The organism is Paenarthrobacter sp. 10L412, assembly GCF_056395565.1.
Genome location: NZ_JBFTJT010000025.1, coordinates 1 through 26,866, shown reverse-complemented (window position 1 = coordinate 26,866; position 26,866 = coordinate 1). Strand labels below are relative to the sequence as shown.

At 62.3% G+C, this 26,866-nt stretch carries 29 protein-coding genes; 11 read left to right on the top strand and 18 right to left on the bottom strand.

Annotation, left to right across the window (positions count from 1 at the left end; translation table 11 throughout):
* Positions 1 to 25: 25 nt before the first annotated feature.
* Both AC1DD7_RS23630 and AC1DD7_RS23625 read right to left on the bottom strand, forming a co-directional pair.
* Positions 26 to 682 carry a pentapeptide repeat-containing protein gene (locus AC1DD7_RS23630; protein ID WP_477516812.1) on the bottom strand — a complete coding sequence of 219 codons (657 nt, stop codon included), beginning with the start codon at positions 680 to 682 and terminating at the stop codon, positions 26 to 28.
* On the bottom strand, positions 682 to 1,140 hold the full coding sequence (locus AC1DD7_RS23625) for an SRPBCC family protein (protein ID WP_477516811.1): 459 nt from the start codon (positions 1,138 to 1,140) through the stop codon (positions 682 to 684). Before AC1DD7_RS23625 ends, AC1DD7_RS23630 begins: the two co-directional genes overlap by 1 nt.
* 159 nt (positions 1,141 to 1,299) lie before the next feature.
* On the opposite strand from AC1DD7_RS23625, the gene AC1DD7_RS23620 reads away from it, so the two are divergent.
* Positions 1,300 to 2,235: a hypothetical protein gene (locus AC1DD7_RS23620; RefSeq protein ID WP_477516810.1), complete on the top strand. Its 936-nt coding sequence runs from the start codon at positions 1,300 to 1,302 to the stop codon at positions 2,233 to 2,235.
* Between the two features lie 67 nt (positions 2,236 to 2,302).
* On the opposite strand, the gene AC1DD7_RS23615 is transcribed toward AC1DD7_RS23620, so the two are convergent.
* The 8 genes from AC1DD7_RS23615 to AC1DD7_RS23580 all read right to left on the bottom strand — a co-directional run bounded on the left by AC1DD7_RS23615 (position 2,303) and on the right by AC1DD7_RS23580 (position 11,654).
* Positions 2,303 to 3,766 (bottom strand): amino acid permease, encoded by a 1,464-nt coding sequence (locus tag AC1DD7_RS23615; RefSeq protein ID WP_442019066.1) that lies wholly within the window; start codon positions 3,764 to 3,766, stop codon positions 2,303 to 2,305.
* Positions 3,767 to 4,044: 278 nt separating this feature from the next.
* On the bottom strand, positions 4,045 to 4,353 hold the full coding sequence (locus AC1DD7_RS23610) for a Rieske (2Fe-2S) protein (protein WP_477516809.1): 309 nt from the start codon (positions 4,351 to 4,353) through the stop codon (positions 4,045 to 4,047).
* A complete protein-coding gene (gene nirB / locus AC1DD7_RS23605) occupies positions 4,350 to 6,818 on the bottom strand; it encodes a nitrite reductase large subunit NirB (protein WP_477516808.1) in 2,469 nt (822 codons plus the stop codon). The genes AC1DD7_RS23610 and nirB overlap by 4 nt, the downstream gene beginning before the upstream one ends.
* A complete protein-coding gene (locus AC1DD7_RS23600; RefSeq protein ID WP_431116373.1) occupies positions 6,818 to 7,165 on the bottom strand; it encodes a molybdopterin oxidoreductase in 348 nt (115 codons plus the stop codon). The genes nirB and AC1DD7_RS23600 overlap by 1 nt, the downstream gene beginning before the upstream one ends.
* Positions 7,166 to 7,296: 131 nt before the next feature.
* Entirely contained in the window at positions 7,297 to 8,946 is a 1,650-nt protein-coding gene (locus AC1DD7_RS23595) for an ABC-F family ATP-binding cassette domain-containing protein (RefSeq protein ID WP_477516807.1), read from the bottom strand.
* Between the two features lie 165 nt (positions 8,947 to 9,111).
* Positions 9,112 to 9,975, bottom strand: a complete 864-nt coding sequence (locus tag AC1DD7_RS23590; protein ID WP_431116377.1) for a metal ABC transporter permease — start codon at positions 9,973 to 9,975, stop codon at positions 9,112 to 9,114.
* 3 nt (positions 9,976 to 9,978) lie between these two features.
* Positions 9,979 to 10,713 (bottom strand): metal ABC transporter ATP-binding protein, encoded by a 735-nt coding sequence (locus AC1DD7_RS23585; RefSeq protein WP_477516806.1) that lies wholly within the window; start codon positions 10,711 to 10,713, stop codon positions 9,979 to 9,981.
* Positions 10,710 to 11,654, bottom strand: coding sequence for a metal ABC transporter substrate-binding protein (locus AC1DD7_RS23580; RefSeq protein WP_477516805.1), 945 nt, complete (start codon positions 11,652 to 11,654; stop codon positions 10,710 to 10,712). Before AC1DD7_RS23580 ends, AC1DD7_RS23585 begins: the two co-directional genes overlap by 4 nt.
* A 51-nt stretch (positions 11,655 to 11,705) precedes the next feature.
* Here AC1DD7_RS23580 and AC1DD7_RS23575 point away from each other — a divergent pair, with 51 nt between their 5' ends.
* From AC1DD7_RS23575 to AC1DD7_RS23560, 4 genes are read left to right on the top strand one after another with little or no spacing between them, the layout of a single operon-like run.
* Positions 11,706 to 12,434 (top strand): lysostaphin resistance A-like protein, encoded by a 729-nt coding sequence (locus AC1DD7_RS23575; protein WP_477516804.1) that lies wholly within the window; start codon positions 11,706 to 11,708, stop codon positions 12,432 to 12,434.
* A gap of 45 nt (positions 12,435 to 12,479) precedes the next feature.
* Positions 12,480 to 13,430, top strand: coding sequence for a 1,4-dihydroxy-2-naphthoyl-CoA synthase (locus AC1DD7_RS23570; protein ID WP_477516803.1), 951 nt, complete (start codon positions 12,480 to 12,482; stop codon positions 13,428 to 13,430).
* 9 nt (positions 13,431 to 13,439) lie between these two features.
* A complete protein-coding gene (locus AC1DD7_RS23565) occupies positions 13,440 to 14,579 on the top strand; it encodes an AMP-binding protein (protein WP_477516802.1) in 1,140 nt (379 codons plus the stop codon).
* 60 nt (positions 14,580 to 14,639) lie between these two features.
* Positions 14,640 to 15,521 (top strand): 1,4-dihydroxy-2-naphthoate polyprenyltransferase, encoded by an 882-nt coding sequence (locus AC1DD7_RS23560; RefSeq protein ID WP_477516801.1) that lies wholly within the window; start codon positions 14,640 to 14,642, stop codon positions 15,519 to 15,521.
* Between the two features lie 6 nt (positions 15,522 to 15,527).
* On the opposite strand, the gene AC1DD7_RS23555 is transcribed toward AC1DD7_RS23560, so the two are convergent.
* A complete protein-coding gene (locus tag AC1DD7_RS23555) occupies positions 15,528 to 15,839 on the bottom strand; it encodes a DUF4229 domain-containing protein (protein ID WP_477516829.1) in 312 nt (103 codons plus the stop codon).
* 87 nt (positions 15,840 to 15,926) lie between these two features.
* Here AC1DD7_RS23555 and AC1DD7_RS23550 point away from each other — a divergent pair, with 87 nt between their 5' ends.
* Together AC1DD7_RS23550 and AC1DD7_RS23545 are read left to right on the top strand one after the other, a co-directional pair.
* Positions 15,927 to 16,370: a PLD nuclease N-terminal domain-containing protein gene (locus AC1DD7_RS23550; RefSeq protein ID WP_431116388.1), complete on the top strand. Its 444-nt coding sequence runs from the start codon at positions 15,927 to 15,929 to the stop codon at positions 16,368 to 16,370.
* A 5-nt stretch (positions 16,371 to 16,375) separates the two neighbouring features.
* On the top strand, positions 16,376 to 16,954 hold the full coding sequence (locus tag AC1DD7_RS23545) for a hypothetical protein (protein ID WP_477516800.1): 579 nt from the start codon (positions 16,376 to 16,378) through the stop codon (positions 16,952 to 16,954).
* Positions 16,955 to 17,009: 55 nt separating this feature from the next.
* Here AC1DD7_RS23545 and ccsB read toward each other — a convergent pair whose 3' ends face one another.
* Genes ccsB through AC1DD7_RS23520 form a run of 5 tightly spaced genes read right to left on the bottom strand, consistent with a single transcriptional unit; the run spans position 17,010 to position 21,825 of the window.
* A complete protein-coding gene (gene ccsB / locus AC1DD7_RS23540; RefSeq protein WP_477516799.1) occupies positions 17,010 to 18,077 on the bottom strand; it encodes a c-type cytochrome biogenesis protein CcsB in 1,068 nt (355 codons plus the stop codon).
* Complete coding sequence (gene resB / locus AC1DD7_RS23535) at positions 18,077 to 19,789, bottom strand: cytochrome c biogenesis protein ResB (RefSeq protein WP_477516798.1); 1,713 nt, start codon at positions 19,787 to 19,789, stop codon at positions 18,077 to 18,079. The genes ccsB and resB overlap by 1 nt, the downstream gene beginning before the upstream one ends.
* The gene (locus AC1DD7_RS23530; RefSeq protein WP_431116395.1) at positions 19,789 to 20,544 is read right to left on the bottom strand and encodes a cytochrome c biogenesis CcdA family protein; all 756 of its coding nucleotides are present in this window, start codon (positions 20,542 to 20,544) and stop codon (positions 19,789 to 19,791) included. Before AC1DD7_RS23530 ends, resB begins: the two co-directional genes overlap by 1 nt.
* 5 nt (positions 20,545 to 20,549) lie before the next feature.
* Positions 20,550 to 21,155, bottom strand: coding sequence for a TlpA family protein disulfide reductase (locus AC1DD7_RS23525; RefSeq protein ID WP_477516797.1), 606 nt, complete (start codon positions 21,153 to 21,155; stop codon positions 20,550 to 20,552).
* 4 nt (positions 21,156 to 21,159) lie between these two features.
* Positions 21,160 to 21,825, bottom strand: coding sequence for a histidine phosphatase family protein (locus AC1DD7_RS23520; RefSeq protein ID WP_477516796.1), 666 nt, complete (start codon positions 21,823 to 21,825; stop codon positions 21,160 to 21,162).
* Positions 21,826 to 22,040: 215 nt separating this feature from the next.
* On the opposite strand from AC1DD7_RS23520, the gene AC1DD7_RS23515 reads away from it, so the two are divergent.
* The 3 genes from AC1DD7_RS23515 (at position 22,041) to AC1DD7_RS23505 (ending at position 24,640) form a co-directional block, all read left to right on the top strand.
* Positions 22,041 to 22,592: a YceI family protein gene (locus AC1DD7_RS23515; protein ID WP_477516828.1), complete on the top strand. Its 552-nt coding sequence runs from the start codon at positions 22,041 to 22,043 to the stop codon at positions 22,590 to 22,592.
* Positions 22,593 to 22,785: 193 nt separating this feature from the next.
* A complete protein-coding gene (locus AC1DD7_RS23510; RefSeq protein WP_477516795.1) occupies positions 22,786 to 23,478 on the top strand; it encodes a hypothetical protein in 693 nt (230 codons plus the stop codon).
* 265 nt (positions 23,479 to 23,743) lie between these two features.
* Positions 23,744 to 24,640 carry a hypothetical protein gene (locus AC1DD7_RS23505; RefSeq protein ID WP_477516832.1) on the top strand — a complete coding sequence of 299 codons (897 nt, stop codon included), beginning with the start codon at positions 23,744 to 23,746 and terminating at the stop codon, positions 24,638 to 24,640.
* Between the two features lie 48 nt (positions 24,641 to 24,688).
* Here AC1DD7_RS23505 and AC1DD7_RS23500 read toward each other — a convergent pair whose 3' ends face one another.
* Together AC1DD7_RS23500 and AC1DD7_RS23495 are read right to left on the bottom strand one after the other, a co-directional pair.
* The gene (locus AC1DD7_RS23500) at positions 24,689 to 25,396 is read right to left on the bottom strand and encodes a redox-sensing transcriptional repressor Rex (RefSeq protein WP_431116402.1); all 708 of its coding nucleotides are present in this window, start codon (positions 25,394 to 25,396) and stop codon (positions 24,689 to 24,691) included.
* Positions 25,397 to 25,479: 83 nt separating this feature from the next.
* On the bottom strand, positions 25,480 to 25,734 hold the full coding sequence (locus AC1DD7_RS23495; RefSeq protein WP_431116404.1) for a glutaredoxin family protein: 255 nt from the start codon (positions 25,732 to 25,734) through the stop codon (positions 25,480 to 25,482).
* Between the two features lie 132 nt (positions 25,735 to 25,866).
* Between AC1DD7_RS23495 and AC1DD7_RS23490 the strand changes: the two genes are divergently transcribed.
* Positions 25,867 to 26,682 (top strand): HAD family hydrolase, encoded by an 816-nt coding sequence (locus AC1DD7_RS23490; RefSeq protein WP_477516794.1) that lies wholly within the window; start codon positions 25,867 to 25,869, stop codon positions 26,680 to 26,682.
* Positions 26,683 to 26,866: the final 184 nt, after the last annotated feature.

Below are 26,866 nucleotides of genomic sequence, written 5' to 3'. Positions count from 1 at the left end.
TCTCCCCCGCAGCCCAGCCAGCGCATCAGACCACCCGGATGCCCAAATGACCGGCCAACAACGGGGCCATGAGACTCAACTGGTAATCGTCAATGACAACCCCGGCGAGCCCGGCCAATCCGTTGATACCTCGGAATTCGGAGCTCCGCAGATCCACGTCTTTGAGCTTGGCGCCGGTGACATCCAGGGTTCCAATAGTGCAGTTCTTCAACGACACCCGGGTCCCTGTGCAACCGCCCAGATCGAGCTCGTTGATGATGCAGTCTGAAATCTGGACGTCCATGAGCTTGGAACCACGCAGGTTCACGTAGTCCAGCTTGCCGCCGTCGATCCGCACCGAGCGCCACGTGCCCTCGTACAGCTCGGCTGATCCCCACCTCGGATTGCTGATCTCCACGTCCTGCCAGGAAGTCCGGGCCGCAGTGAAGACTGGCGCATACGGCTCCGCAAGGATGCACTCCCGGAACGTGGCGCCGCGCAATTGGGCCTCGTTGAAGGAAACGCCTGTGAACTCACACTCAATGAAGTCAGCACCGCTCAGCTCCTCCCCATCCGCGGACACTCGGGTAAACCTGATGCCGTCATACCGTTCCCCACGCTGGAAGTCCGGGGCGTCGTCGTCGCGCAGTTCTTCCAGGCGCACCGGCGAGATCTTGGGGGCTGCCACCTTTGCAGCCGCCATCAGAGGGATTCCGCCTTTGCAGCGATCTCGGCAAGGTCCTTGCTGAGGGCCTTTCGCGTGATGCTCATGCCTATCTTCCCGAACAAGGCCATAGCGACCTTGCTCACGAGCGTGGGTTTGAGGACCTCGGCGCCGAATGTCAGCGTGAGGTCAGTGCCGGCGTCGCGCTCTGCCAGGCTGAAGCGCGTGGTGTAGTCGGCGCCGCCTTGAAGTGCTTTGACCGTGGTACTGCGGGGCGGGTCCACCTCGTCTACCCACATCTCCACGGTTTCCTGCCTGCCCATCATGGTCCGTGTTTCCTTCCAGCGGGTACCTTCCCCATAAGGACCCTCGCTGAGCATCTGGATTGCATTGATGCCCGAAAGGGTTCCGGCCGAGCCCGGAATGTCCGAGAGGACCGCCCAAACTTTCTCCGGGCTGGCGTTGATGTGCTGCGTCAGGGTGGTGGTGTGATCCATACATCGAGCCTAGTCGGGGGCACTGACACTCCCAACTGACTGGCATTAGTGGTTGTTATAGAGCCCCATAACAACCACTAATGCCAGTCAGTTTGCGGCAGGCTATTAGAGCCTGTGGATAACCGCTCACGTCCACCAAGGTTTTGCAAGCATGGGGAAATGCGTATCCCGAAGCAGTTGCCCGGTCGCCTTGAGTCCGCGCCTTTCACTTGGCAGGAAGCGCTCGACGCCGGAGTCTCCCGTCAACGGTGGAGGCACCGCGGACTTGACTCACCCAGCCGAGGCATCCGCAGCCCCGCGCCCGAACAAGTGACGGAGTTATCCATCATGGTCCGGCCTTACACAGTCATTACGCCCTTTTCCGCAGCCTCCCATGCCACGGCGTTCAGGCTCTGGGCGTTTCCGGGGTTCTTGCCCGGCAGCCACGAATCTGTCATCCACATTTCCCGTCCCGACACCATGGCAATCCCACGAAGGAAAGGTGTGGTGGGACATGTAGGGCAATTCTTTGAGGACGAAATCATCAACCACCAAGGCTTGCTCGTCACCAGCAGGGCGCGGACGTGGCTCGATTGCGCCCGGAAGATGAGCATCGACGAGATCACTGTGGTGGCCGATCACCTGCTCCGGTTGCCGAGGCCTGAATTCGAAGGGCGCAGCGATCCTTACTGCACGCGCGAGGATCTCGAAAGTATGCTTGACCGCCACAAAGGAACGCCAGGAATCCGGAAGGCTCGCTTGGCCCTGGAGCAGGCCCGCATCGGAGCTGATTCCGCGCCCGAAACCCGGCTTCGGCTGGCACTCGAGTGGGCTGGGCTGCCAGAAGCAGAAGTCAACAAGCCCACTGAACTGGGTGCCGGCGTCGTGCGTCAACCGGACCTCTCGTATCCCGAACAGCGCGTGGCCGTGGAATACGAAGGTGAGGGGCATTCCGATCCCGGCCAAATTGTCAGGGACACTGAGCGGGAAGAGGATTTCAGTCGCGCCGGGTGGATACTGGTCCGCATCTCAAAGCGCCACATGGGAAACGATGCGCGCTCGGCGGTAGCCAAAGTCAGGAGTGCGCTCATCAATGGTGGATGGACACCCAAGTGACTGGCATTAGTGGTTGTTCCGGGGCTTCAGAACAACCACTAATGCGAGCCAGTTGGTGAAGAGAGCGTTAGCTGAACAGCTCGCTCTTCGGCTCGTTGTTCTTGACCTTCTGCCAGCCAAGCCACAGGACCAGGGCGAAGAACGGGATGGTCGCCAGGGTCCAGAGACCCAGGAGGAAGACCTCGCCGGTTGCCTTATCGGTCATGGTGTCGAAGCCGATCAGGACGGTGATGGCCAGCAACGCAATCAGGCCCAACCAGCTGGTCCACGGCGAACCGGGCATCGGCAGGGTGGAGACGTTGCCGCGTTTCTTCCGCAGGGCAATCTGGCTCGCGAAGATGGAACCCCAGGTGAAGATCACACCGATGGAGGCCGTGTTCAGCGCGAGGTCGAACGCGTGGGAGCCACCCAGCCAGATGTTGAGCAGAATGCCCACCAGATACACTCCGCCGATCGCGAGGATGGCCGCGTACGGCACGTGGCGGGAGGACATTTTGGTGAGCCACTGCGGGGCGTGGCCATTGTTGGCCATGGTCCGGAAGATGCGGCCGATCGAGTACAGGCCCGAGTTGCACGAGGACAGCGCGGCGGTGATGACGATCATGTTCATGACGTCGCCCATCCAGCCGAGGCCCATCTGGCCGAACACGGTAACGAACGGCGAGGTGCCCGCCTTGTACTGGTCCGACGGCAACAGCATCGCAAGGAGCATCACGGAACCGACATAGAAGACGATAATGCGGATGACGACGGCGCGGATCGCCTTGGGAACTTCGCGTTCCGGGTTCTGCATCTCACCAGCGGTAATACCAACGAGCTCGATGGCGTTGTAGGCGAAGATCACGGCGTTGAGGACCAGGATCATGACCAGGCCGCCCTTGGGGAACATGCCGCCGTCTTCGTGGAACAGGTTGCCCACCGAGGCGTGGCCGGTGCCCACCTGGGCGTTGGTGACAACCATGAAGGTGCCAACGGCCAGGAAGATCAGAATGGCGGCGACCTTGAGGCAGGAGGCCCAGAATTCGAACTCGCCGAACGCCTTGACGCTGAACAGGTTCACGGCCACCAGCAGCACCAGCGCTGCAATGGCGGAGAGTTCAACGGGAACGTTGGGGAAGAAGAACTGGAAGTACAGGCCGATCGCGATGAGCTCGGCAATGCCTGTCATGGCCCAGTTGATGAAGTACATCCAGCCTGAAAGGAAGGCGCCCTTCTTGCCGAACATTTCACCGGCGTAGCTCACGAACGAGCCCGACGTCTGGCGGTACATGATGAGTTCACCGAGGGCGCGCATCAGCAGGTAAGCGATGACGCCGGCGATTGCATAGGAGAAAATCAGGGCCGGGCCGGTGGAGGCCAAGCGGCCACCGGCGCCCATGAACAGGCCGACGCCGATCGCGCCACCCATGGCAATCATGGTGACGTGGCGCCGGCTCAGGGTCTTCTGGTATCCCTCAGCGCTGAGGGTTGAATCGACGGCGGTGGGTGTGGCCGTCGGGTTCTGGAGATCTGTGGGGGTACTTTGCGGCACAGCTGTTCCTTGTGGGTTGGGGTATTGCTGTAGGTGTTTACGCCCATGCCGGAACATGGGCACCTTTGCCACACAAAATTCGAGCTTTCCTCGCTGGAGGACCCCGAAGTGTGACAAAGAACGCAGAACGCCGAAGGTTCGCGCAACCCGTCTATCTTACGGGATTAACCGGAATGCCCGTGACGCAGGCAACAGCACCCGTCCCGAACACAGCAACGCGGGGTCACTTAGGGCCCATGTTGGCCGCCCAAAGGGGCCATAGGTGACCCCGCGTTGCTTCAAGGAACGACGACGATGTTCATGGCCTCATCTGCGAAAACTTCGTACGTCCGCAGGGGCTTGGCACCAGTGGTGGAACACCCGGTTTCCAGCTCAAACGAGTGCTGGTGGAGTGGGCACATCACCACACGCTGATCAATGGTTCCGTCCGCGAGGGGTCCACCCTTGTGGGGGCATACCGCGGAGACAGCCCGCAGGCTCCCATCCCGTAGCCGGAAGACCGCAACCTGCTCGCCGTCGATCCCGAACGCCCTCCCTTCGCCGAACGGAATTTGGTCCACCGGGCCTACGACGTGTGGAATCTTCATCGGACCGGCACCTGCGGCAGCACCGTCAAGGGCAGCGAGGTCCGGAATTGGCCAGGGGTGAGTGGATCATCGCGCTCACTCCACGGATCCACGTAGTTGTCCACGGATTCCTGCATCGCCTCATCCAGGCGGGCAGCGATGCCCTCGGAGTCATCCAGGATGACGCTGCGAAGATGCTCAATCCCTACCCGGGGAACAAACGCGTATGTCCGTTCCAGCCAGTTCGCGTTTTCCCGGTAGTACTGCATGAATCGGCCAGCCAGGAGCGTGACTTCCTCAGGCGTATCCACCGTGACCAGTAGATCGCCTTTACGGATATGGGCGCCGGCCGCTCCCCCAATGTAGATCTCCCAGCGGCCGCCCTCCACCGCCACGACCCCAACGTCCTTCACCAAGGATTCTGCACAGTTCCGCGGACATCCTGAGACGGCGAGTTTCAGTTTTGCCGGCGACTCAATTCCCTGGAAGCGGGACTCAAGCGAAATGCCCAAACCCGTGGAATCACCCGTTCCAAAGCGGCAGTAGTCCTTCCCAACGCAGGTCTTCACAGTGCGGAAACTCTTGCCATAGGCGTAGCCAGAGGGCATGTCCAGATCAGCCCAGACCGTGGGGAGGTCTTCCTTGGCAACGCCCAGCAGGTCAATACGTTGCCCACCGGTCAGCTTGATCATGGGAATGTTGTGCTTCTCCGCGACGTCGGCGATCCTCCGGAGCTGCTGCACCGATGTCACACCTCCCTTCATTTGGGGCACCACGGAGAACGTGCCATCGCGTTGGATGTTCGCATGCACACGGTCATTGATAAAGCGGGCGTCGCGCTCGTCGATGTACTTCTCTGCCAGCATCATCTTCATGAGCGAGGCCAGGCCCATCTTGGACTTGGCGTCCTCCGCGCTGTCTGGAGCCAAGGCGGCGAAAACCTGCGAAACCGAGCGCAGCCCAAGCTCCCGGATCCGGGACATCAACGCAGCCTTGTCCAAGGGAATGCCAGGCACGTAGTAGCTCGCTGCGGGGTCTTCTTCTACGGCACCGTCGGCCGCCCACTCCACCACCTGCGTGACCAGCAACTTGCACGAACCACACCCCTTGCCGGCCCGGGTGGCGTCCATGGCGGCTGGCACCGAGCGGCACCCACCACGTACGGCCGAAACAAGTGCCCCTTTGGAGACTCCGTTGCAGTTGCAGACTTGCGCGTCATCTGCCAGCTCGGAAACACTCTCGTCTTCTCCAGGCGAGCCGAGATCAAACATCAGCGAGAGCCGCTCCTCCGGCAAGGGCAGTCCCTGGTCAAAAGCCTGGGTCAAGTAGGCAACCTTGCGGCTGTCACCAAGGAGGGTAGCGCCCACCATCTTGTTGTCCCGGATCACGATCGACTTGAACACGCCCCGGCTCGGTTCCGAGAAAACAATGTGCTCATCCGTGTCCCGTTCCGGGCCCGGCAGGCCCATGGAAGCGACGTCGACGCCGGCCACCTTCAGTTTGGTGGCGGTCCGGGATCCAAGATAGACCGATGAACGATCCACGCCGGTGATCTGGTCTGCCAGAACGGCGGCCTGCTCCCACAAGGGAGCCACCAGCCCATAAACCTCGCCCCGGTGCTGAACGCACTCCCCCACGGCGTAAATGTCCTCTTCGTCCATGACCCGCAGGTGGTCGTCCACCACGATGGCCCGTTCCACAGCCAGTCCACTCACCACGGCGACATCTACGTTGGGCCGGATGCCTGCCGTCACAACCACCATGTCGCAGCCCAGCTCAGTGTCATCACGAAGTCGCACGCCCGTGATCCGGTCCTTGCCCAGCACGGCGGTGGTCCGGCTTCCTGTATGGACCTCGATGCCCAGCGCCTGGACGCTTCGCCGCAGTATTGCGCCGCCGTCGGGCCCTAATTGCGCATTCATGAGGTGGCCTCCTGAGTGGACCACCGCCACGTCAAGGCCGTAGGCCTGCAACCCGCGGGCGGCTTCGAGCCCCAGCAATCCACCGCCAATCACGACGGCCCTGCGATGATGCTCGTGCTGTGCGAACTGGACCATTTTGCGGGTGTCATCCATGGTCCGGAACGTGAAGACCCCATGACGCACCGATCCGCTGGGGGTGTACAGGCCATCCATCGGCGGAAGGAACGAGTGGCTTCCAGTGGCGATGATCAGGCCGTCGTAAGGAACCACCCTGCCATCTGCCGCGAAGACGTGTTTGCTGTACTTGTCTATGCGCTCCACCCGAACCCCGGCGTGCAGGGTGATGTTGTTTTCCTGGTACCACGGCAGGGCGTTGAGGAAGATGTCCGCATCGCTTTCCTCGCCGGACAGCACGTGGCTGAGCATGATGCGGTTGTAGTTTCCGTAGGGCTCATCGCCGAAGATGGTGATGTCGAAAGCGTCTCCGCCGGCGCGGGCCAGGATCTCCTCAACAGTGCGGGCACCGGCCATGCCGTTGCCGATGACCACCAGCCGCCTGGCCATCAGTGCTCCACCATGCCCAGGTCCACCACCACGGAACCGCGGACGCCAGCTGGCGCGGCGATGAACAACTCGATCATCGAGCCGCCCTCGATATCTTCCACGACCCTCAACGGGACGTGCACGTCGCCTTTGGCCCCGATGGGGAAATACCGCATCGGGACGCCGTCGCGCATGAGGACAACCGCGATGAGTTCGGAGCTGGAGTTGCCGCCGCGGAAGTAGAGCGTCTGGTTCACGACGCCGTCCGGGACAAAGTGCGCGAGCTCGCTATGGAGGGGAACCGGTTTTTCCATACCGATGCCGTCAAACGGGAAAATGCCTTGGAGGAAGAGGTTCTTGGAAATCACGGAAAGATCCTTTCGGCCGGCTTCCTTCCATGGTGCTCCGCCGTTGTTTCAGGACGCTTGATGCCGTGTTTCCAGATTCAGGACAGAGCGTAACGATCCCTTTGCGAACAACTCACTCCGGCGGCAACGGCCTACAGCAGCTCGCCTTCCTGCATCCCGTACCGGACCCAGCTACCCACCGAACCGGCCGCGGCACAGCGATCGAACCACTCCCCCAGTGCGCGGTCGTGGCTCACAATGACCAGTGTCCCTGCGAAGTCTGCGAGCGCAGCTTCCAACTGTTCCACGAGCACCGGCGCAAGGTGGTTGGTGGGTTCATCCACAATCATGGTCTCGTAATTGCCCAGGAGCAGCCTGGCCAGGGCGAGGCGGCGTTGCTGCCCGGCCGAGAGGCTGCCCACGGGAACGTGAAATTCAGCAGGCCGAAACAAACCCAGACGCAGCAGGGCCTCGGCGTGTTCGTCGATGTTTCCGCCCAGTCCCGCGGCAAACGCCGGAAGCAGCCGGAGGCCCGGACGGGGCGGTACGTCGAGTTCCTGCTGCAGGTACCCCACCGTGCCCTGAACAGCCAAGGTCCCGTTGGCGGGCTCAAGCGTCCCGGCGAGCACCGAGACCAGGGTTGATTTTCCTGCTCCGTTGGCACCGGTGATGAGGATCTTTTCCCCGGTTTCGACGCGCAGGTCAGTTGGCTTCAGGCGCCCCGGAACGCTGATGCCTCGTGCTTCGATGGCCGGTCCAGCGGTCTCCTCCACCTGAAGGTCAAGCTGTGCGGCGAGCTTGAGCGGCACGGGTGGCCGGTCAACAGGGTTCTCTTCGAGGCGGCGGAGGCGTTCCTGGGCATTGCGCACTTTGCTGGTGGCTGCCCGCTGCCACGTGCCCTTTTTGAAGCCGGTTGCAAATTTGTCGTTGTCGCGCACCCGGCCGTAGCCCATGCTTCCCGAAACCGTGGCGGCTTGGAACCGCTCGGCGGCCATGGCGTCCAGCCATTCCTCGTATTGCTGCACCCAACGGGCTCGCTGGGCGGCTTTCTCGCGCAAGTAACCTTCGTAGCCGTTGCCGTACCGATTGACTGAACGGCGTTCGGCGTCGACTTCGATGACTGTGCTGGCTACCTTCCGCAGCAGGACGCGGTCGTGCGAAACCACCACAACGGTCCCTCGATGCGCAGCCAACCTCGATTCCAGCCAGGCTGTGCCGTTGGTATCCAGGTGGTTAGTGGGCTCGTCAAGGAGCAGGGCCTCGGCAGGATCGGCCAGTAGACACGCGAGGGCCACGCGCTCCTGCTCGCCGCCGGACAAAGATCCAAGCGTTCGACGCCGGTCCAGGCCTCCCAGCCCCAGCCGGTCAAGCGCTGCTTCCACCCGGGATTCGGCGGCATACCCCTCACGGAGTTGGTACTGGGTCTGCAGGCTTCCGTAGAGTTCCAGGGTTTCGGGGTCGGCATCCGCCAGGTCCTGCTCCAGTTCGGTGATGCTGGCCTCGAGCGCCCGCAACGCAGTTAGCGACGCATCGATGGCGTCCCCCACAGTCAGCGAGGCCGGAAGTCCGTGTGTCTGGGCGAGATAACCCACGCGGTAGCCGGCATTGCCTACCAAACCCGCCGTGCCGTCGTCGGGCGTTTCTACGCCGGCCAGCAGGCGGAGAAGGGTGGATTTTCCCGCCCCGTTTTCTCCGACAATGGCTACGTGTTCGCCGTGATCGATGGTGAGGTCAACGCCGTGGAAAAGTTCGCGGTCCCCATAGCCGTGGGAAACGCCGGAAAGGTGAAGGTGGTCAGTCAAGAGGTGTCCTCGCAAAGTCCGCAGTGAATGGCAGGAAACCGCCTGGGGTACTGCCGGAGTGGTCTACTGGGGATGCAGCCGGATGGAAGGGCTGCGCTCAAGACTTCATCGCTCCAGACTGCCCGGCGAATCCGGGGACGTCAAGTTTCGGGCTGGGGCCGAGTTTCAGGCCGCCGCGACCGCGCGCTTCCGCCGGGCCTTTGCCAGGCGCGTACCAATCAGTCCCTGCCGCGGGCTGAACAGATAGACGACGGCGAACACGGCACCTTGGGTGACCACCACCATGGCACCGGATGCCGTGTCCAGGTAGTAGCTGAGGTAGATGCCGGTCATGGAGCACACCACCGAGATGACCGGGGCGATCACCAGCATCCGGGAGAACCGGTCCGTCAGCAGGTAAGCGGTGGCACCGGGAATGATCAGCATGGCCACCACCAACACCACGCCCACGGTCTGCAAAGCCACCACGGATGTCAGCGCCAGCAGGCCCAGCAGCAAGGCTCCAAGCCGCCGGGGCGACAAGCCAATGGCGTGGGCATGCGTGGGGTCGAACGCGTAGAGCGTGAGGTCCCTGCGCTTGAGGATCAGGATCGCGAAGGCAACCACGCCAAGGACCACAACCTGGATGAGGTCAGGGACGCTGACTCCCAGCAGGTTGCCGAAGATGATGTGGTTCAGGTCGGTCTGGCTCGGCGTCACGGAGATCAGCACCAGGCCCAGCGCGAAAAGCGAAGTGAACACGATGCCGATGGCCGCATCCTCCTTCACCCGGCTGGTGTTCCGCACAACTCCGATCAACGTCACCGCGATCAGGGCGAACACCAACGCACCAAGTGCGAACGGCGCACCAACAATGTAGGCGAGCACGACGCCGGGAAGCACCGCGTGCGATACGGCGTCGCCCATGAGGGACCAACCGATCAGAACGAGCCAGCAGCTAAGGACAGCACAAACGACGGCGGCAATTGCCGTGGTGGCGAGGGCGCGCACCATGAAGTCGTAGCTCAATGGTTCAAGCAGGAATTCCACGGGTTAGCCCCTGTTCATGACGTCGAGGCCGAATGCCATGGCCAGATTTTCAGGTTGCAGCACCACGTCCGGGCTGCCATGCATCAGCACCTTGCGCATGAGGAGCACGGCTTCGTCGCATAGCTGCGGGAGCGCGTGGAGGTCGTGGGTGGAGATGAGGATGGTGGCGCCGTCGGCAGCAAGTTCGCGCAACAGACGGGTAATAGTGGCTTCGGACCGCTTGTCCACTCCGGCGAAGGGTTCATCCAGCAGCATCATGGTGGCGCCTTGGGCGATGCCGCGGGCTACAAAGGCGCGTTTCTTCTGCCCGCCGGACAGCTGGCCGATTTGACGGTCGACGAACTCGCCAAGCTCCACCCGTTCCAAGGCCTGTTCGACGGCGTCCCGGTCTACTTTCCGGGGCCGGCGGGTGAAACCGAGGTGCCCATAGCGGCCCATCATTACTACGTCCCGGACGGACAAGGGGAAGGCCCAGTCCACATCCTCGCTTTGCGGGACGTAACCGATGCCGGCTTCCTTGCGGGTCTTCATGGGCGGATGACCGTTGATGAGGACCTTGCCGGAATCGGGCTTCACCATTCCCATGATGGTCTTGAACAGGGTGGACTTGCCCGAGCCGTTCATGCCGACCAAACCGCAGATTCTGGAGTGGTCCAGGGTGAGGGATGCGGAGTCCAGCGCCAGCACTTCGCCATAGTGGACCGTGACATTCTCGACGACGATCGCGGGGCTGGTCATGACGCTCCTCCTGTCAGTGCTGTGGTGATGGTCTTGGCATCGTGGCGGATAAGGTCCAAATAGGTGGGAACAGGACCGTCTGATTCTGATAGCGAGTCCACGTAGAGGACGCCGCCGAATGTAGCCCCGGTAGCACCGACGACTTGCCGCATGGGAGCGTCGGAGACCGTGGATTCGCAGAACACGGCCGGCACTTGGTTGTCCTTGACGAATTCGATGGCCCGCGCGATCTGCTGGGGCGTGGCCTGCTGCTCAGCGTTCACGGCCCAGATGTAGACCTCTTTGAGTCCGGCATCCCGGGCAAGGTAGGAGAACGCGCCTTCGCAGGTCACCAGCGCCCGGTGTGCTTCCGGCAGAACGGAGAGCTTGGAGACCATCTCATCCTGGACGGTCTGCAGTTTGGCGTTGTAGGCCTTGGCATTGGCTTCAAACTCGCTGGCGTGGGACGGGTCCAGCTTGGCGAAAGCCTTGGCCATGTTGTTGGCGTAGATCTGGACGTTGCTGGGGGACATCCATGCGTGCGGGTTCGGCTTGCCCTGGTAGGAGTCTTCTGCGATGGGCATGACCTTCACGCCGTCGCTCACCACGGCGTGGGGTACATCGAGCCCTTCCACGAATTGGGAGAACCATGCTTCAAGGTTCAGACCGTTATCCAGGATGAGGTTGGCCTGGGCAGCCTTGCGAATGTCCCCGGGAGTGGGCTCATAGCCGTGGATTTCGGCCCCGGCTTTGGTGATGGATTCCACGCGGAGCTTGTCACCTGCGACGTTTTTGGCGACATCGGCCAACACGGTAAACGTGGTCAGGACAACGGGCTTGTCATCACCTCCGGCAGAGGAATTCCCTCCGCAAGCGGACACCCCCAGTACCAGAACGGATGCGGTCAGTAAGGCAGCGAATCGGCGGACAACTTTGGCGCGCCGAAACGGAAAGTTAGGCATACCGAAAATTGTAGCGAAGCGGGGGCCACCCAGCAAAGATAGTCTGGTCATATGGGCACCATTTCGACGCGGGCGAGGCTTTACCGATTCAATGCCCTGGACGCCGTGGCCGTCGCCGCCTACCTGGGGTTCACTATCTACTTCACGTTTGCGGGCGACTCCGTGGAGCGAACGATGCTCCAGCTTTTTTCTGACCCTGCCACAGCCTCCTATGCAGTAAACGCGGTCTTCTATGCCGCCGTCGGGGTCTTTGCCTTGGCATCCGCCTGGCGCATAGTTGGCCGCGACGTCAAGATCCTGGGCACCCGCCCTTGGTTCACTCTTGGCATGGTCCCCCTTGCGGTGGTGGTCATGCTGATCGTCACGGCACTCCTGGTTGCGGCGCTTGGTACGGCCCAGACTTCCGAAAACCAGTTGGGCATCCAAGGCCTCCTTCAGCGTGTGCCGGCCTGGCTCATGGTGCCGCTGCTGGTGGTCCTGGGCCCGTTCGTGGAGGAGTACTTATTCCGGCACCTGCTGATCGGCAAATTGTCGCAGTACCTGAACATCTGGATCTGCTGCGCCATTTCGGTGGGAGTTTTCGCGTCGATCCATGTTGTGGGCAGGGAAGGGCTGGCGTTGTCGGCCCTTGCGCCTTATCTCGGCATGGCCCTGGTGCTGGTGGCGGTCTATGTGTGGACGGGAAAGAACCTGATGTTCTCCTACTTCGTCCATGCGGCCAAGAACCTCCTGGCCGTGGTTCTCATTTATGCGATCCCGCCGGACTTCCTCCCCCACTAAGACCACAAGTTCGGCATCAGCCAAGGCCATTACTAGACTCGGACTGTGAACAACCAACTCCCTGCCAAGGTTTCCGACATCTTTGACCCCTCACGCTGGCGTACCGTTTCCGGCTTCGGCGACTTCAAGGACATGACGTACCACCGGCAGGTTGAGCGTTCCACGGACGGCACGGTCAAGGACCTCCCCACTGTCCGCATCGCCTTCAACCGCCCCGAGGTGCGCAACGCGTTCCGTCCGGGCACTGTGGACGAGCTGTACCGGGCCATGGACCACGCCCGCATGTCTCCTGACGTCGCCACCGTGCTGCTCACGGGCAACGGACCGTCGGAAAAGGACGGCGGGCACTCGTTCTGTTCGGGCGGCGACCAGCGGATCCGTGGCCGCGACGGCTACCGGTACGCCCAAGGAGACACGCAGGAAACCATCGATCCGGCCCGGGCTGGCCGCCTTCACATCCTGGAAGTCCAGCGCCTGATGCGGACCATGCCCAAGGTGGTCATCGCCGTCGTCAACGGTTGGGCAGCGGGTGGCGGACATTCCCTGCACGTGGTCAGCGATCTCACCATCGCCTCGCGCGAACACGGCAAGTTCAAGCAGACCGACGCCACAGTAGGAAGCTTCGACGCCGGATACGGCTCTGCCCTGCTGGCCCGCCAGATCGGGCAGAAAGCCGCGCGGGAGATCTTCTTCCTGGCCCGCGAATACTCGGCTGAGGACATGGTCCGGATGGGCGCCGTGAACGAGGCCGTGGACCACGCGCGGTTGGAGGAAGTTGCATTGGAATACGCGGCTGATATCGCCCGCCAGTCCCCCCAGGCCATCCGTATGCTGAAGTTCGCCTTCAACCTGGCCGACGACGGCCTTGCCGGGCAGCAGGTCTTCGCCGGTGAAGCCACGCGGCTGGCCTACATGACGGATGAAGCCGTGGAGGGCAAGGAAGCCTTCCTCCAGAAACGCGACCCCGACTGGTCCAACTTCCCCTACTACTTCTAGGACTCCCCTGTGGACATCGATCCCGTACTCAAAGCACTGGCCGCTGCCCTGCATGGCGAGGGTCCCGCCGTCGAAATTGTGGTTCACGAGGACGGCCGGCCGGAAGCCATTCCGGTGGACACCGGCGTGGAAGAGGCCGCGGTGGTGGTCCGGACCTCCGGTTCCACCGGCACTCCCAAGGCGACTGTCCTCACTGTGGATTCGCTGGCGGCGTCCTCTGTGGCCACGGCCATGGCATTGCGCGGCGAAGGCCAATGGCTGCTGGCGCTCCCCCTGCAGTTTGTGGCCGGCGTCCAGGTCCTGGTTCGCTCCCTCTACGCCGGAACCCGGCCCTGGGTAATGGACCAGTCAAATGGCTTCACGCCTGAGGCATTTACCGCTGCCGCCGAGGAACTGACGGACAAGATCCGCTTCACGTCGCTGGTACCCACCCAGCTGCAGCGGCTCCTGGACACCCCCGCGCCGGAAACCCTTGCCGTGCTGCGCCGCTTCAATGCCATCCTGCTGGGCGGCGCGCCGGCGTCCGCTGAGCTGCTGGCAAACGCCCACGCGGAAGGGCTCCACGTGGTCACCACCTACGGCTCAGCCGAGACGTGCGGTGGGTGCGTGTACGACGGCGAGCCGCTGGACGGCGTCGAGGTCCGGATCGGCGAGGGCGAACTGGAAGGCCGCATCCTGCTGGGCGGCGACACCGTGGCGGCGGGCTACCTTGACGCCCCGCGCGCCACAAAAGCGGCGTTCTTCGAGGAAGACGGTGTGCGTTGGTACGTCACCGGCGATCTCGGCGAAGTCACCAACGACGGCAAACTCACCGTCCTGGGGCGAGCCGACGACGTCATCATCACCGGGGGCGTGAAGGCCTCCGCCGGATATATCCAAAGCAAACTGGAAGAGCTCGACGGCGTCACGGCGGCTTTTGTTGCAGGCGTCCCGTCGCGTGAATGGGGCCAGGCCGTGGCAGCGTACGTGGCCATGACCGACCCCTCGCCGGAAGGGCTGAAGGGGTTCACGGCCCGACGCGAAGCAGCGTTGGGGGTCTTGGCACCCAAGACCGTAATTGCCGACAAGTCATTGCCGATGCTGCCCAACGGAAAACCGGACAGGTTGGCCATGATCGAACAGCTATCCGCTGCGCATCAGGGACAATAGAGACGTTCTGCCCTCATGACTCCGACCCAAGATCAACGCGAAATACACGAGGTACTACACGTGGCGACAGCTGCACAATGGATTCAAGGAGCCCGGCTCCGCACACTGCCCGCGGCAATCGCGCCCGTACTGATCGGTTCGGCAGCGGCGTACGAGCTCCATGCTTTCCGGCTGCCGAATGCGATCCTGGCGGCGCTCGTGGCGCTTCTTCTCCAAGTGGGCGTCAACTACGCCAATGACTACTCGGACGGCATCCGCGGGACGGACGAGGACCGGGTGGGTCCGCTGCGCCTGGTTGGTTCCGGACTTGCCAAGCCCGAGCAAGTGAAGTGGGCGGCCTTCGGTTTGTTCGGCGCTGCCATGGTGTGCGGGTTGATCCTGGTCATCATCACCCAGACCTGGTGGCTGATCCTGGTGGGCCTCGGTTGCGTTCTGGCGGCCTGGGGGTACACGGGCGGTAAGAATCCCTACGGCTACCTTGGCTTGGGCGACGTCTTCGTCTTCGTATTCTTCGGGCTGGTGGCAACGCTCGGCACCACCTACACCCAGGCCGGGCAGGTCAGCCTTGCCGCAGTCATCGGCGCGATCGGTACTGGACTCATCGCCTGCGCCCTGCTCATGGCCAACAACGTCCGGGATATTCCCACGGACACGGCGGCAGGAAAGCGGACCTTGGCCGTGCGTCTTGGAGACAGGCATGCCCGCGAGAGCTACGTCTTGATGCTGGCCGTCGCCATCCTGCTGGTGATCGTGTTGGCACCCACCAAGCCGTGGATGTTGATCGTTCTCCTGCTGATTCCCGCGTGCCTGATGCCTGCCTGGCTCATGGTCAACGGCAAAAAGCGCAAGAGCCTCATTCCCGTGCTCAAGCAGACCGGCCTGATCAACCTCGGCTACAGCCTGCTGTTCTCGCTCGGCCTGATCCTGAGCCGCGGCTTCTAGGTTTCGCTATTTGGAACCCGGGCGTTTGTCATTGTTGACGGCGATGTCCGGGTTCTGCTCCACGAGGCTATCCTCTGCCTCGGCGTCCTCAACCTCACCAGCGGTGCGAATGGGCTTGGCCCGGCCGGAAAAGCGTTCCCGCATTGCCGCAGTGGCGGCGTCGCGCTGTTTCTGGAAGAAGAGGTAACTGATGGCGAACGCGATCAGCCCCGCGAAGACCACCGCCAGGATCCAGCCCACCTGCAAAAGGGCGAACAGGACGAACAGCGGCACGAACAGCGCCAAACGGATGAGGGAATACTTCAGGAAAGCCACTATCCAAGTTTAGCCGCCCGGATGGTTGCACTCTGATCACAGCCGGAACCGGGCGTCCAGTGAATGCCTTCCGGCGACTAGACTTGGTGCATGCTCCGGGTTGTTGGCGTCGTCGTCGTCCTTGTTATCTTCGTCTACGCCCTCGTGGACGTGATACGTACCGATGGCAGGTACACACGCGGCATCTCCAAGCCCGCCTGGATCGTGGTCATGGTCCTCCTGCCCCTCCTGGGCGCCGTTCTCTGGTTCATCTTCGGCCGCCCCTACGGCAAGCCTTCGGCGCAGCCCATCCGCCGACACCCTACCGCCCCCGATGACGATCCCGAGTTCCTTCGCAACCTCGAAACCCGCCGCCGGAACACCGCTGAAGAAGAGCGCCTCAAGAAGCTCAAGGCAGAGCTCGAAGCCAAAGAGCGGAAGCTCAAAAGTGCTGATGGCGCGGAGGGCAGCCAGGGTAACAAAGCCCCCGGGTACAAGTCCGGCGATGCCAAACGCGGCGAGCCCGATACGCATGGCACCGACGAACTGAAGTAGGGAACATGGCCCAGCAAGCTGATGGATCGCGGCAGTCCTCTACTACCGCGTCACCCATCGGTGGGCCACCCACTACTACACAACCGCCCGTTGAACCCATCGTGCGGCCACCAGGCCCAGCACTGCTGTCCAGATCGTTGTGGGCGGCGAGCTTCGTCGCAGGAATCGCGGTAGTCGTCATAAGTTTCCTTGCCCGCGACTCGCACTTCGATCGTCTGAAGGGCGTTATCGCAGGCAAGCTCCCCGATGGCGACGCCCCGGCAATCGAGGGTGCCACCGGCGTCGTGTTCCTGGGGAGCCTGGCCATGCTTGCGCTGGTGGTCGCGATGGAAGCGGTCCTGCTGGCTGTGGCCTTCAAGCGCCGCAGCTGGGCGCGCTGGCTGCTGGCACCGATGATCCTCTTGCACGCCGTGGTCACCGTGATCACCGCTAATTACGTCGTAGCCCCGGGAAGCGACGGCGTCCTGTCCACAGTGCTCCTTGCCGTGCAGTACGTGTTGGCTGCGGCAGGCTTGATCCTGTTGTTCCTGCCCTCCACCACGGCGTGGCTGATGAGCGGACGCCGGCGCGCGACGGAAATCTAACCGCGCCCACTGCAGCTAAACGCCAGCGAGCCGGTCCACGTCGAAAGAGGTCTGCTCAGAGCCCGGAGTATGAGTGCAGGCCGTTGAAAACGGTGTTCACGAGTGTGAAGTTGATGATCACGCATGCGTAACCAACGATCGACAACCACGCTGCGCGGGTTCCCGTCCAACCACGGGTAGCCCGGGCGTGAAGATAGCCGGCGTAGACCACCCAAATAACGAACGTCCACACTTCTTTGGGGTCCCAGCCCCAGAACCTGCCCCAGGCCTTCTCAGCCCAGATGGCACCGAACATGAGGGTGAACGTCCAGCCGATGAAAGCGATCGCGTTGATGCGGTAGGACAGGTTTTCCAGGCTCAGCGCGTTCGGAACCACCCGCATGAAGCCAAGATTGTCCGCGCGGCCGGCAGCCAGGTTCTTTTGCCGGTACGACTGCACCAGCTGCAGCGCTGACATGGCGAATGTCAAAGTAAACAGGGCCGAGGACAGCACGGCGATGGAGACGTGGATGATCAGCCAGTAACTCTGCAGGGCGGGGACCAGGTGGCCCACCGGCGTCCAGAAGGATACTGAGGCGGCCACCAGCATGATGATGGCCAGGCCGATGACGAACGTACCCAGGAACCGCAGGTCACGGCGGATGAGCACGATGAGGAAGACCGCCACAGCGACGAACGCACCGGTGGTGAGGAACTCGTACATGTTCCCCCACGGCACGCGGCCTGCGCCCAGTGCACGGGTCACAACGCCCGCACCATGAATGAGCACGCCCAGCACTGTGAGTGCCACAGCCACGCGGGCAGGCACGCGGCGTTCGGCGGAGTACTTCATGTCGCCGGCCGCGGTGCCACCCTCAACGGTGAGGCCCGACGTCGGACGCTCGGCCCGGCCAGCCGGCCCACCGGCGTCGGGGCCCCCCAAGCCTCCGCTGGCGCGGCCAGCCGCCACGGCCACCCTCTGTGCAGGAGAGCTGGCAGCAGCCTTCGCGTCGATGGCACGCAGCGCCTTGCTGCTCTTGGCCAGATCCCAGGCAAACGCAATAAACGCCACGGTGTACGTGCCGGCGGCCAGGAGCATGAACAGCTCGCTGTACTGGCCCAGGGTTTCGTTGATGACGGGCATTACTGGTCCTTCGAGGTTGGGGAAGAGACTGTGGGGGTTGCTGCCGGGTTGCCGGAGTCAGAGGGGATCTGCCATTCCCGGGTAAAGAGTTCGCGGAGGGCTGCTGCTTCGCCAGCGAGTCGGTGGTCTTCGCCTCGGGCCAGCAGGCCGTATTCCACCATGGTGCGGCCGTCCTGATGGGTTCCGGTGCGGACCCAGACACGGCGGCGGTTGACGTAGAGCGAAGTCACCAGGCCGGCAACGGCCAATAGACCGAAGATCAAGGCGTACAGCTGGCCAGGGTTGTGGTGGACGTCCATGCCAATGTACTTCTTGACGCCGTCGAAGGTGATGCTGCCTTTGCCGTCCGGCAATGTCTTCGTCATCCCTGGTGCCAGCGTGATTCCGCCGGCTTCAAGCTTTCGGCCATTGAGCTGTTGGAGGTCCCTGACGTCCAGCTCGAACACGTTCTGGGGAACGCCCTTGTCCAGGCCGAGGTCGCCGTAATAAGAGTCCAGGCTCAACTGTGGGTTGAAGAGTTCGGGACTTGCGCTGAAGGAAATGCCGTTCTCGGATTTGAAGGCTGTGGGCAGGAAGAAGCCTTGGAATGCCAACTGGTCCGGTTTGCCGTCCGGCACCTTGATGACCACGGACGAGTAATAGTTATCGCCCTGGACCTTGGCCGTGACCGGACCCTGGAAAGCAATGTTGCCCTCGCCGTCGCGGACAGTCACCACGGGCGCGTAGCCGTTTCCGGTGAGGTAGAGGCTGGTGCCGCCCAGCGTAATGGGATCGTTGACCTTGAGGATTTCCTTCTTCGCCGGCGAATCCGGATTTTCCTTGGTGGTGACCTCGGCGGTGTAGTCGATGGGCTGGCCGATCTTCTTCGGCGATTCGCGATCGAAGGTGGCCTCAAACTTGTCCAACTGAATGGAGTAAGGCTGGAGCCAGCTGCTCTGGAAGTTGGTGCCCGGGGTGAATTGGTCGTAGCCCACCAAAGTATTGACGAAGGTCTCACCTTCCACCAGGATCCGCTGGCCGCTGTATCCGAACAGGCCGCCGATAGCCACGGAAACCAACACGCCGATCAGCGAAGTGTGGAAGACCAGGTTGCCGACTTCCTTCAGGAAGCCGCGCTCGGCACCCAAGGACGGGAGGTCGCCGTCGACGTCGCTGACTTCCACGCGGTAGCCGCGCCTTTTGAGCAGTCCAGCGGCATCGTTGATAGCCTTCGACGCCGGGATCCCGGCGTCGGCGGACAGCGCCAGGGTGCCGTACTCCGGCAGGCGCGAAAGGCGCTTGGGCGTCCGCGGGGGCTGCGACTTCATCGCTTTGTAGTGGGCAATGGCCCGCGGGGTGACGCAGCCGATCAGGGAGATGAACAGCAGGATGTAAATGGCCGAGAACCAGGCCGACGAGTAGACGTCATAGAGCTGCAGGGCGTCAAGTAGCTGGCCGTAGGACGGGTTGTCCTTGATGTACTGGGTGACAACTGCAGGGTTCGCGGGGCGTTGTGGGAACAGGGACCCCGGCACCGCGCCCACAGCCAACAGGAGCAGCAGGAACAACGCCGTCCGCATGCTCGTCAACTGGGTCCAGGCCCACCGAAGCATGCCCAGGATGCCCAGGGAGGGCAGCGCGGCCTCGGACTTGGCCTGCTGGAGTTTTCCTTCCGCTGTCTTCGTGCTTTCAGCGGCTGGTGACTTCTTCTTGGCTTTCACGGACTCGCTCATCAGATTGGCAACTTCACATCGGTTTGGAACCAGTACTGCAACTCGGTCACCCACGTTCCCCACACGCCGGTGGCCATCAGGATGCCGAGCAAAATCAGGATGCCTCCGCCAAACCGCTGGATCGCCAGGCGGTGCGTCCGGAAGAAGGACATGACGCCCATGCCCCGCCGGACGGCAAGGGCGATCAGGAGGAACGGGATACCCAGGCCAAGGCTGTAAACGAAGGCCAAAAGCGCACCCTTTGCCGCCGACGATCCGCCGGACAAGCTCAGCAACTGTACCGCGGAGTATGTGGGCCCGATACATGGAGCCCAACCCAGGCCGAAAGTCAGTCCCAGGAGCGGCGCGCCCCACAGGCCGGCCGGAGGCTTGGCATGGATTTTGGCGTCGCGCTGCAGCCAACCAAAGCCGCCCATAAAGACGATGCCCATGAGGATGACCAGAATGCCCAGCACTTGGGTGATCCAGGCGTTCTGCGGTCCTGTCAGGAGGGTCCCGAGTTGGCCAAACGCACCGCCCAGGAGGACGAAGATCACCGAGAAGCCCAGCACGAACAGTCCAATACCTGCCAGCATGCGGCCGCGCCGCTGCTTTTGGAGGTCGACGCCGGTCAGTCCCGTGACGTAGCCAAGGTAACCCGGGACGAGCGGCAGCACGCACGGCGAAAGGAACGAGACGAGTCCGGCCAGCAGCGCAACCGGCACGGCAAGCAGCAGTGATCCGTTCAGGATCGTCTCGGCGAAGGGACTGTTCATGGGTACTACTCAGCCACTGCGGACGTAATGAGGGCCTTCAAAGTGCTCTTCTCAATTTCGCCGAGGACGCGGGAGGCAACTTTGCCCTCCTTGTCCAGGACCAATGTGGTGGGCACCGCACCCGGAGGCACGATTCCGGACACAGACAGGAGCACGGCGCCGTCTTTGTCGTTGAAGCTCGGGTAGGTGAGGTTGAAGGTCTTGTCGAAGGCCTCCGCCGTGGCTTTCTCGTCACGCAGGTTTACGCCGAAGAATTGAACGCCTTGGTCCTTGAAGTCCTGATGCAGGGCTTCAAGCTGGGGAGCTTCAACGCGGCAGGGTGCACAGGCGGCGAACCAGAAGTTCAACACCGTGACTTTGCCCTTGAGGTCTTCGGGCTTGACCGTACTTCCGTTGAAGAGTGTGCCTTTGAGCGCCACGGGGGCAGCGCGGTCCGCTTTGGCGAACTCGGTGACGGAACCGTCACCGGCCACGTAGTTCTTGTTGTCGCCTTTTCGGGCTTGCTCTGCGAGGGAGTCCTTCTGGGCACAGGCTGACAGGCCCATGGTAAGTCCTGCCAACAGGACCCCACCGGCTGTGAGCACGCCACGGCGCGAAAGGTTGTTATCCATGCGCCTACGCCCCCGGGGTGCTTGCCGCACCGGGAAGGAGCACCGCCGCAGGTTCGCTGTATTCGACCCGCACGATCTTGCCGTCGTCGTCCAGGACCAGGGATGTCAGGGAGGTCAAGGTGCACTCACGCTTACGGGGGTCGTGCGCCAGCCGGCGTCCCTCGGCGGAGAGTCGGGTGGACCAGATGGGAAGCTGATGGCTGACGAGGATGGCTTCAGCGCCGTCGCCACCCAGTTCGATCGCCTTGAGGCGTGCGTCTTCAACAGCAGCCAGGACGCGGGCGGCTTGCTCTTTATAGGGCTCGCCCCAGGACGGACGCAGGGGGTTCCGGAAATAAAGCCAGTGCTTGGGCTTCAAGAATTCGCTGCGGGTGGGGTGGAGTCCCTCGAAGTGGTTCTCCGCTTCGATGATCCTGGGGTCTGTATGAATCTCGAGATGGAGCGCCTCGGCAGTGGGCATCGCCGTTTCCTGGGCGCGCGTCAGCGGCGAGGCCACCAGGTGGACAATCCTGGCACCCTCGCTTGCGCGGAGGGCAAAGTGCTCGGCCAGCATGCGGGCCATCTCCCGGCCCCGCTCGGAGAGATGGAATTCAGGCAGCCGGCCATAGAGGACGCCATCGGGATTATGGACCTCGCCATGGCGAAGCAGATGGACAGTTGCTTGGGGCATGTTTACCAGTTTCTCAAAGAAGCGGAGCGATCCGAAATCTTCTACCGCTAGTAGAACTCAAAGTTTTCTCAAAATGTTCCGTGGAGTTGGAATAAAAGATGCATATGCATGTTTATACTAGACACGAAGCTCGGTTGACGTTTCAAGTAAACGCATCAACCAATCGACCGGGCAAGCAAGCGGTACCTTCCACTACATACAGGAGCAACATCATGATGACCCTTCCCGCCAACGTCACCACCGGCATCTGGACCCTCGACGCTTCCCACAGCGAGATCGGCTTCACCGTCCGCCACGCAGGCATCAGCAAGGTCCGCGGCGTCTTCAAGGACGCCGACGCCACCCTCGAAGTTGGCGAGACGCTGACCGACTCGAAGGTCAACGCCACTATCCGGACGGCCAGCTTTGACTCCGGCGACGTCAACCGCGACGGCCACGTCAAGGGCGAGGACTTCTTCGATGTGGAGAAGTACCCGGAGATCACCTTCGTATCCCGCCACGTCAAGGCAAACGGCGACGGCTTCGATCTTGTGGGCGATCTCACCATCAAGGGAGTCACCAAGGAAGTTTCCATCGAAACCGAATTCAACGGCGTCGCAGTGGATCCCTTCGGCAACACCCGTGCAGGCGTCTCCGGCGAAACCACCATCAGCCGCAAGGACTTCGGCCTGACCTGGAACGCCGTGCTTGAGGCCGGCGGCGTCCTTGTCAGCGACAAGGTTGTCATCAACCTGGAACTCGCGTTCATCGCACCAGCAGCTGCATAACTCCACGGCAGCTTGCACGGGAGTTTGTACGACAGTCCCGAGTAAACGGCGCCCCATCACAGTTCCGCTGTGGGGGCGCCGTTTCGCATGCTCAGAAGTCACCCTGCGATTATTCGGCAAACAGCCTGTAGTTAGCTGCGAAGTAGCTCCGAATTTCCTATGCATCCTTCAACCTGCGGTCTAAAGTGATGCCATGAGTAACCCAGATGAAGCACCAGAGCCTCAGCAGCCCGGCGCCCAGCCTCAGCAGCCCGGCAACGTTCCTCCTGCGGGTTACCAACCGCCGCAGGGCTACCAACCACCCCAGGGCTACCAGCCGCCGTCGCAACCTGGCCAGTATTCGCAACAGGGCCAGCCGGCACAACCCGCGCAGCCAGGACAGCCAGGTGGTTTCCACTTCGAGATGCCCACCGATGGACCCCGAAACTTCAATGACGTCCTTCCGCAAGGTGGTTTCTCGGGCCTCTTCAAGACCATGGGCCTGCCCACCGAGCTCAAGGTGTCCTACTTCATTTGGGTCATCTCGGGACTCCTGGGCCTCCTCTTTGGCCTCATCGGGCTTTTCGCCATCATCGCAGCGTTCGCTTTCATGCCGGGAGTTGCCGCACTCCTCCTTGTTCTCCTGATCATCAGCCTGGCTGTTGCGGCCGCCCAGATAGTCCTCGCCATGAAGATGAAGGAAGGCAAGGAATGGGCACGCCTTGCCCTCACTGTCCTCGCCGCGGTTTCGCTGTTGCTCGCCATCTTTGGCTCCATCAACGCCGGCGGACCCGGTGCGGGCCTGGGTGGCAACTGGTTTGGTTTCCTGGTCAGCGCAGTGGCCGTTGTGCTGATGTGGTTGCCGAACTCGCAGCTGTGGTTCAAGGCAGTAAAGGGCGCCGTCTAACCCGACTGAAGTATCGCCGTCGGGCTCTCATCCAAGCCGCCCTGACAGGTGCACGAGGCCGTGGTGGTCCATCGGACCACCACGGCCTTCATCATGAAGGCGTACGCCATGGTGATGATTTCGTCGGAAGCAGGAAATTCCTGCGTGTGATCATCCGCAGCACCGGACCCCGGAGGTACGGTGGAAGCAGAACCAGGCTGGGGGCAGGGTCTTTTTGCTGATCCCGGCAGCCGTACCAGCAGTCGAACACAAGCAAAGGAATGCCATGAGCAACCCTCCATACCCGCCGTCCAACGCGGGGGACGCCAATCCGGGCGACGCCAACACCGGTGATGCCAACAAGGGCGACGCCAACAAGCCTGAGCAGCCGGGCCAGCCATCCACGCCCCAGTATGGCCAGCAGACACCGCAGTATGGTCAGCAGACTCCCCAATATGGTCAGCAGCCGAGCGCTCCACAGTACGGTCAGCAGTCCCCGGCCGCTCCGCAGTACGGTCAGCCCCCGGCTCCCCAGTATGGCCAGCAAACCCCGCAGTATGGCCAGCAGACTCCCCAATATGGTCAGCAGTCGCCCCAGTTTGGCCAGCAGTCGCCGTACGGCCAGCAGCCATCTCCCTACGGTCAGCAGGCTCCGCAATATGGCCAGGACACCAACTGGCCCAGCCAGCAGCCCGGACCCACCACAGTTCCGCAGCTGGTCAACATCTCCTTCTGGATGATCATCGCAGCGGGCATCCTGTCCGCCATCAGCTCGCTGATCCTGGCCACCACCGGTTCGGATGCCTTCATCAACTCGATGATCCAGCAGGCCGCACAGCAGGGCACTGAATTCCCCGAAGGCTCCCTGGAAGGCATGCGTGGCGGTATTGTCGTTGCCGCAATCATTGGGGCCATCGTGTCCCTTGGCCTCTACGCATTGGTTGCATTCCCGGTCCGCAAGGGCAAGAACTGGGCCAGGATCCTGGGCACCGTCTTCGCGGCGATCTCTGTCCTTGGCCTCGCCGGACTGTTCCAGTTCGGTGCCACGTACGGCGTCCTGCAGCTCTTGGTGATCCTGCTGGGAGTTGCCGCAATCGTCCTGCTGTACCTGCCGGCGTCGGCTCCGTACTTCCGCAAGCCGCAGCCGTTCGGTAACCCTTACCAGAACCCTTACGGCCGCTAAGCCACCAAGCTCTTTGTAGTCACGTCAGCGGGCGCGGACCCGGTAAGGCTAGACAGCCTGACCCGGTGTTTGCGCCCGTTGTGCGTGGTACGCCAGGATCTGCAGCTCGGTGGCCATGTCCACCTTGCGGAGGTTCACGTGCGGCGGAACCTGCAGGAGAACCGGAGCAAAACTCAGGATGCTCCGGATTCCGGCAGCGATGACGCGATCACAGACTGCCTGCGCCACTGTGGCGGGCAAAGCCAGCACCACCATGTTGGTGTGGGTGCGCTCCAGGACACGTTCAAGTTCTGCTGAATCGCTGACCCGCAACCAACCCACCTCATTGCCGATCACCATGGGGTCTGCGTCGAAAATAGCCACGACGTCGAAGCCCCGCGACTCGAAGCCGCCGTACCGCGCCAGCGCCTTGCCGAGGTTACCGGCACCGACAATTGCGACCTTCCAGTCGTGCGTCAAGCCAAGGGCTGCGGCAATGTGACGGCTCAGGTACTGGACTTCATAGCCCACCCCGCGGGTCCCGTACGAGCCAACATAGGAGAGGTCCTTGCGAAGCGTGGAGGAACTGACGCCTGAAGCCTCGGCCAACGCGTCCGATGACACACGTTCCACGCCTTCTGCCAGGAGCGAGTTGAGCGCGCGCAAATAGAGGGTCATCCGGGCCACAGCCGCGGGCGGGATCTGCTTGGCGGCAGGTTCGTTGTCCCCGCTTGTTGCCCCCGGGGACGGTTCCAGCGCAGTCACGGTTTTCTCCATTGCGTCGCTTGTTGTTCCACTCTATGGCCCTTGGCCGGACTCAACAAAAGCCGGTACTTCCGGGTAACAAAGACCCTTGATCCTTAGCCTTCAAGGACTCTTTTCAGAGTACGGGTCAAGCGCTGCTCGTCGATCTTCCAAAAATCGCGCTGGACCCCATCCACCAGCACCACTGGAATTTCCTCCGCGTAACGCTCCTGCAGTTCGGCGTTACCGTCGATTGCCTGCTCGGTCCACTGGACGCCCAGTGCCGAGGTAACGCGCTCGACGGCGGCACGCGCCTCCGTGCACAGGTGGCAGTCAGCTTTGGTGAGGAGAACGACGTCGGGAATAGCCATGACACAACGGTAACCGCCCCAACCCTCTCTCACATCCAACCCCCAAACCCCCAACGCTCTCTCACATCCCGCAGGGCAGCCCCCACCGTGCGCCCTCAACGCCGGGGCCCGGCGATTGACTAGACTCAAGGCATGCCCGACGAGAAGAACGCCGCTGTGGTCGCCGACGCCAAGGTGCCACAGCACACCGGCGAAGCCGCTTTCTTCGACGTCGACAACACTTTGATGAAGGGCGCCAGCCTCTTCCATGTGGCCCGCAAGATGTACGAACGCAAGGCATTCACTCTGTCCCAGGCAGCTGGATTCGCGTGGAAGCAGTTCAAGTTTGTGATGCGGGGCGAGAACATGGACGACGTCCATGCCGTGCGGGACTCGGCCCTGACGTTGGCCGCCGGGATCACCGTGGAGGACATCAAAGCCCTGGGCGAAGAAGTTTATGACGAAATGATCGAGTCCCGGATCTGGCCTGGAACCAAGGCGCTCGCCGAGCAACACCTCCGTGTCGGCCGGAGGGTCTGGCTGGTGACGGCAACCCCAATTGAGGTTGCCACTGTCATTTCCACAAGGCTGGGCCTGACGGGCGCGCTGGGAACCGTGGGCGAGGTCCATGACGGAATGTATACCGGCAAGCTTGTGGGTGACATCCTGCACGGGCCGGCCAAGGCTATCGCTGTCCAACTCATAGCTGACCAAGAAGGCTTGGACTTGGACCACTGCTGGGCTTACAGCGACTCCGCCAATGACATCCCGCTGCTCACTATGGTGGGTCACCCCGTGGTGATCAACCCCGACTCCAAGCTGCGCCGGCATGCCCGCGACAACAACTGGCCCGTCTACGATTTCCGATCCGGACGCCGTGCAGCAACCCTGGGGCTGAAGGCGGCAACCGTGGGCGGTGCCATCTACGGGCTGTGGCGTGGATTCTCAAAGTTCCGCAGCCCCCGCTAGCCCTTCCTCTCTCACATCCGAACGCATTTCCACCGTTCCTCGTTACCTTTTTCGTAGCCCGTTTCCTGGTGCAGGATGTGGGTGTGCTGGCCTGCTGCCCCGGCATGATTGCGTTCCTCTGTCGATCCGATGATCTTGAGAGTGTTGTCACCGGGGTTGGTAGGTGCCGGGAGACCGCTGATAA

Bases quoted from the DNA above. Each gene is read 5' to 3' on its own strand.
- AC1DD7_RS23630 (WP_477516812.1), bottom strand. From the start codon at position 682: ATGGCGGCTGCAAAGGTGGCAGCCCCCAAGATCTCGCCGGTGCGCCTG.
- AC1DD7_RS23625 (WP_477516811.1), bottom strand. From the start codon at position 1,140: ATGGATCACACCACCACCCTGACGCAGCACATCAACGCCAGCCCGGAG.
- AC1DD7_RS23620 (WP_477516810.1), top strand. From the start codon at position 1,300: ATGCGTATCCCGAAGCAGTTGCCCGGTCGCCTTGAGTCCGCGCCTTTC.
- AC1DD7_RS23610 (WP_477516809.1), bottom strand. From the start codon at position 4,353: ATGAAGATTCCACACGTCGTAGGCCCGGTGGACCAAATTCCGTTCGGC.
- nirB (WP_477516808.1), bottom strand. From the start codon at position 6,818: ATGGCCAGGCGGCTGGTGGTCATCGGCAACGGCATGGCCGGTGCCCGC.
- AC1DD7_RS23585 (WP_477516806.1), bottom strand. From the start codon at position 10,713: ATGACCAGCCCCGCGATCGTCGTCGAGAATGTCACGGTCCACTATGGC.
- AC1DD7_RS23580 (WP_477516805.1), bottom strand. From the start codon at position 11,654: ATGCCTAACTTTCCGTTTCGGCGCGCCAAAGTTGTCCGCCGATTCGCT.
- AC1DD7_RS23575 (WP_477516804.1), top strand. From the start codon at position 11,706: ATGGGCACCATTTCGACGCGGGCGAGGCTTTACCGATTCAATGCCCTG.
- AC1DD7_RS23550 (WP_431116388.1), top strand. From the start codon at position 15,927: ATGCTCCGGGTTGTTGGCGTCGTCGTCGTCCTTGTTATCTTCGTCTAC.
- AC1DD7_RS23545 (WP_477516800.1), top strand. From the start codon at position 16,376: ATGGCCCAGCAAGCTGATGGATCGCGGCAGTCCTCTACTACCGCGTCA.
- ccsB (WP_477516799.1), bottom strand. From the start codon at position 18,077: ATGCCCGTCATCAACGAAACCCTGGGCCAGTACAGCGAGCTGTTCATG.
- resB (WP_477516798.1), bottom strand. From the start codon at position 19,789: ATGAGCGAGTCCGTGAAAGCCAAGAAGAAGTCACCAGCCGCTGAAAGC.
- AC1DD7_RS23530 (WP_431116395.1), bottom strand. From the start codon at position 20,544: ATGAACAGTCCCTTCGCCGAGACGATCCTGAACGGATCACTGCTGCTT.
- AC1DD7_RS23525 (WP_477516797.1), bottom strand. From the start codon at position 21,155: ATGGATAACAACCTTTCGCGCCGTGGCGTGCTCACAGCCGGTGGGGTC.
- AC1DD7_RS23520 (WP_477516796.1), bottom strand. From the start codon at position 21,825: ATGCCCCAAGCAACTGTCCATCTGCTTCGCCATGGCGAGGTCCATAAT.
- AC1DD7_RS23515 (WP_477516828.1), top strand. From the start codon at position 22,041: ATGACCCTTCCCGCCAACGTCACCACCGGCATCTGGACCCTCGACGCT.
- AC1DD7_RS23510 (WP_477516795.1), top strand. From the start codon at position 22,786: ATGAGTAACCCAGATGAAGCACCAGAGCCTCAGCAGCCCGGCGCCCAG.
- AC1DD7_RS23505 (WP_477516832.1), top strand. From the start codon at position 23,744: ATGAGCAACCCTCCATACCCGCCGTCCAACGCGGGGGACGCCAATCCG.
- AC1DD7_RS23500 (WP_431116402.1), bottom strand. From the start codon at position 25,396: ATGGAGAAAACCGTGACTGCGCTGGAACCGTCCCCGGGGGCAACAAGC.
- AC1DD7_RS23495 (WP_431116404.1), bottom strand. From the start codon at position 25,734: ATGGCTATTCCCGACGTCGTTCTCCTCACCAAAGCTGACTGCCACCTG.
- AC1DD7_RS23490 (WP_477516794.1), top strand. From the start codon at position 25,867: ATGCCCGACGAGAAGAACGCCGCTGTGGTCGCCGACGCCAAGGTGCCA.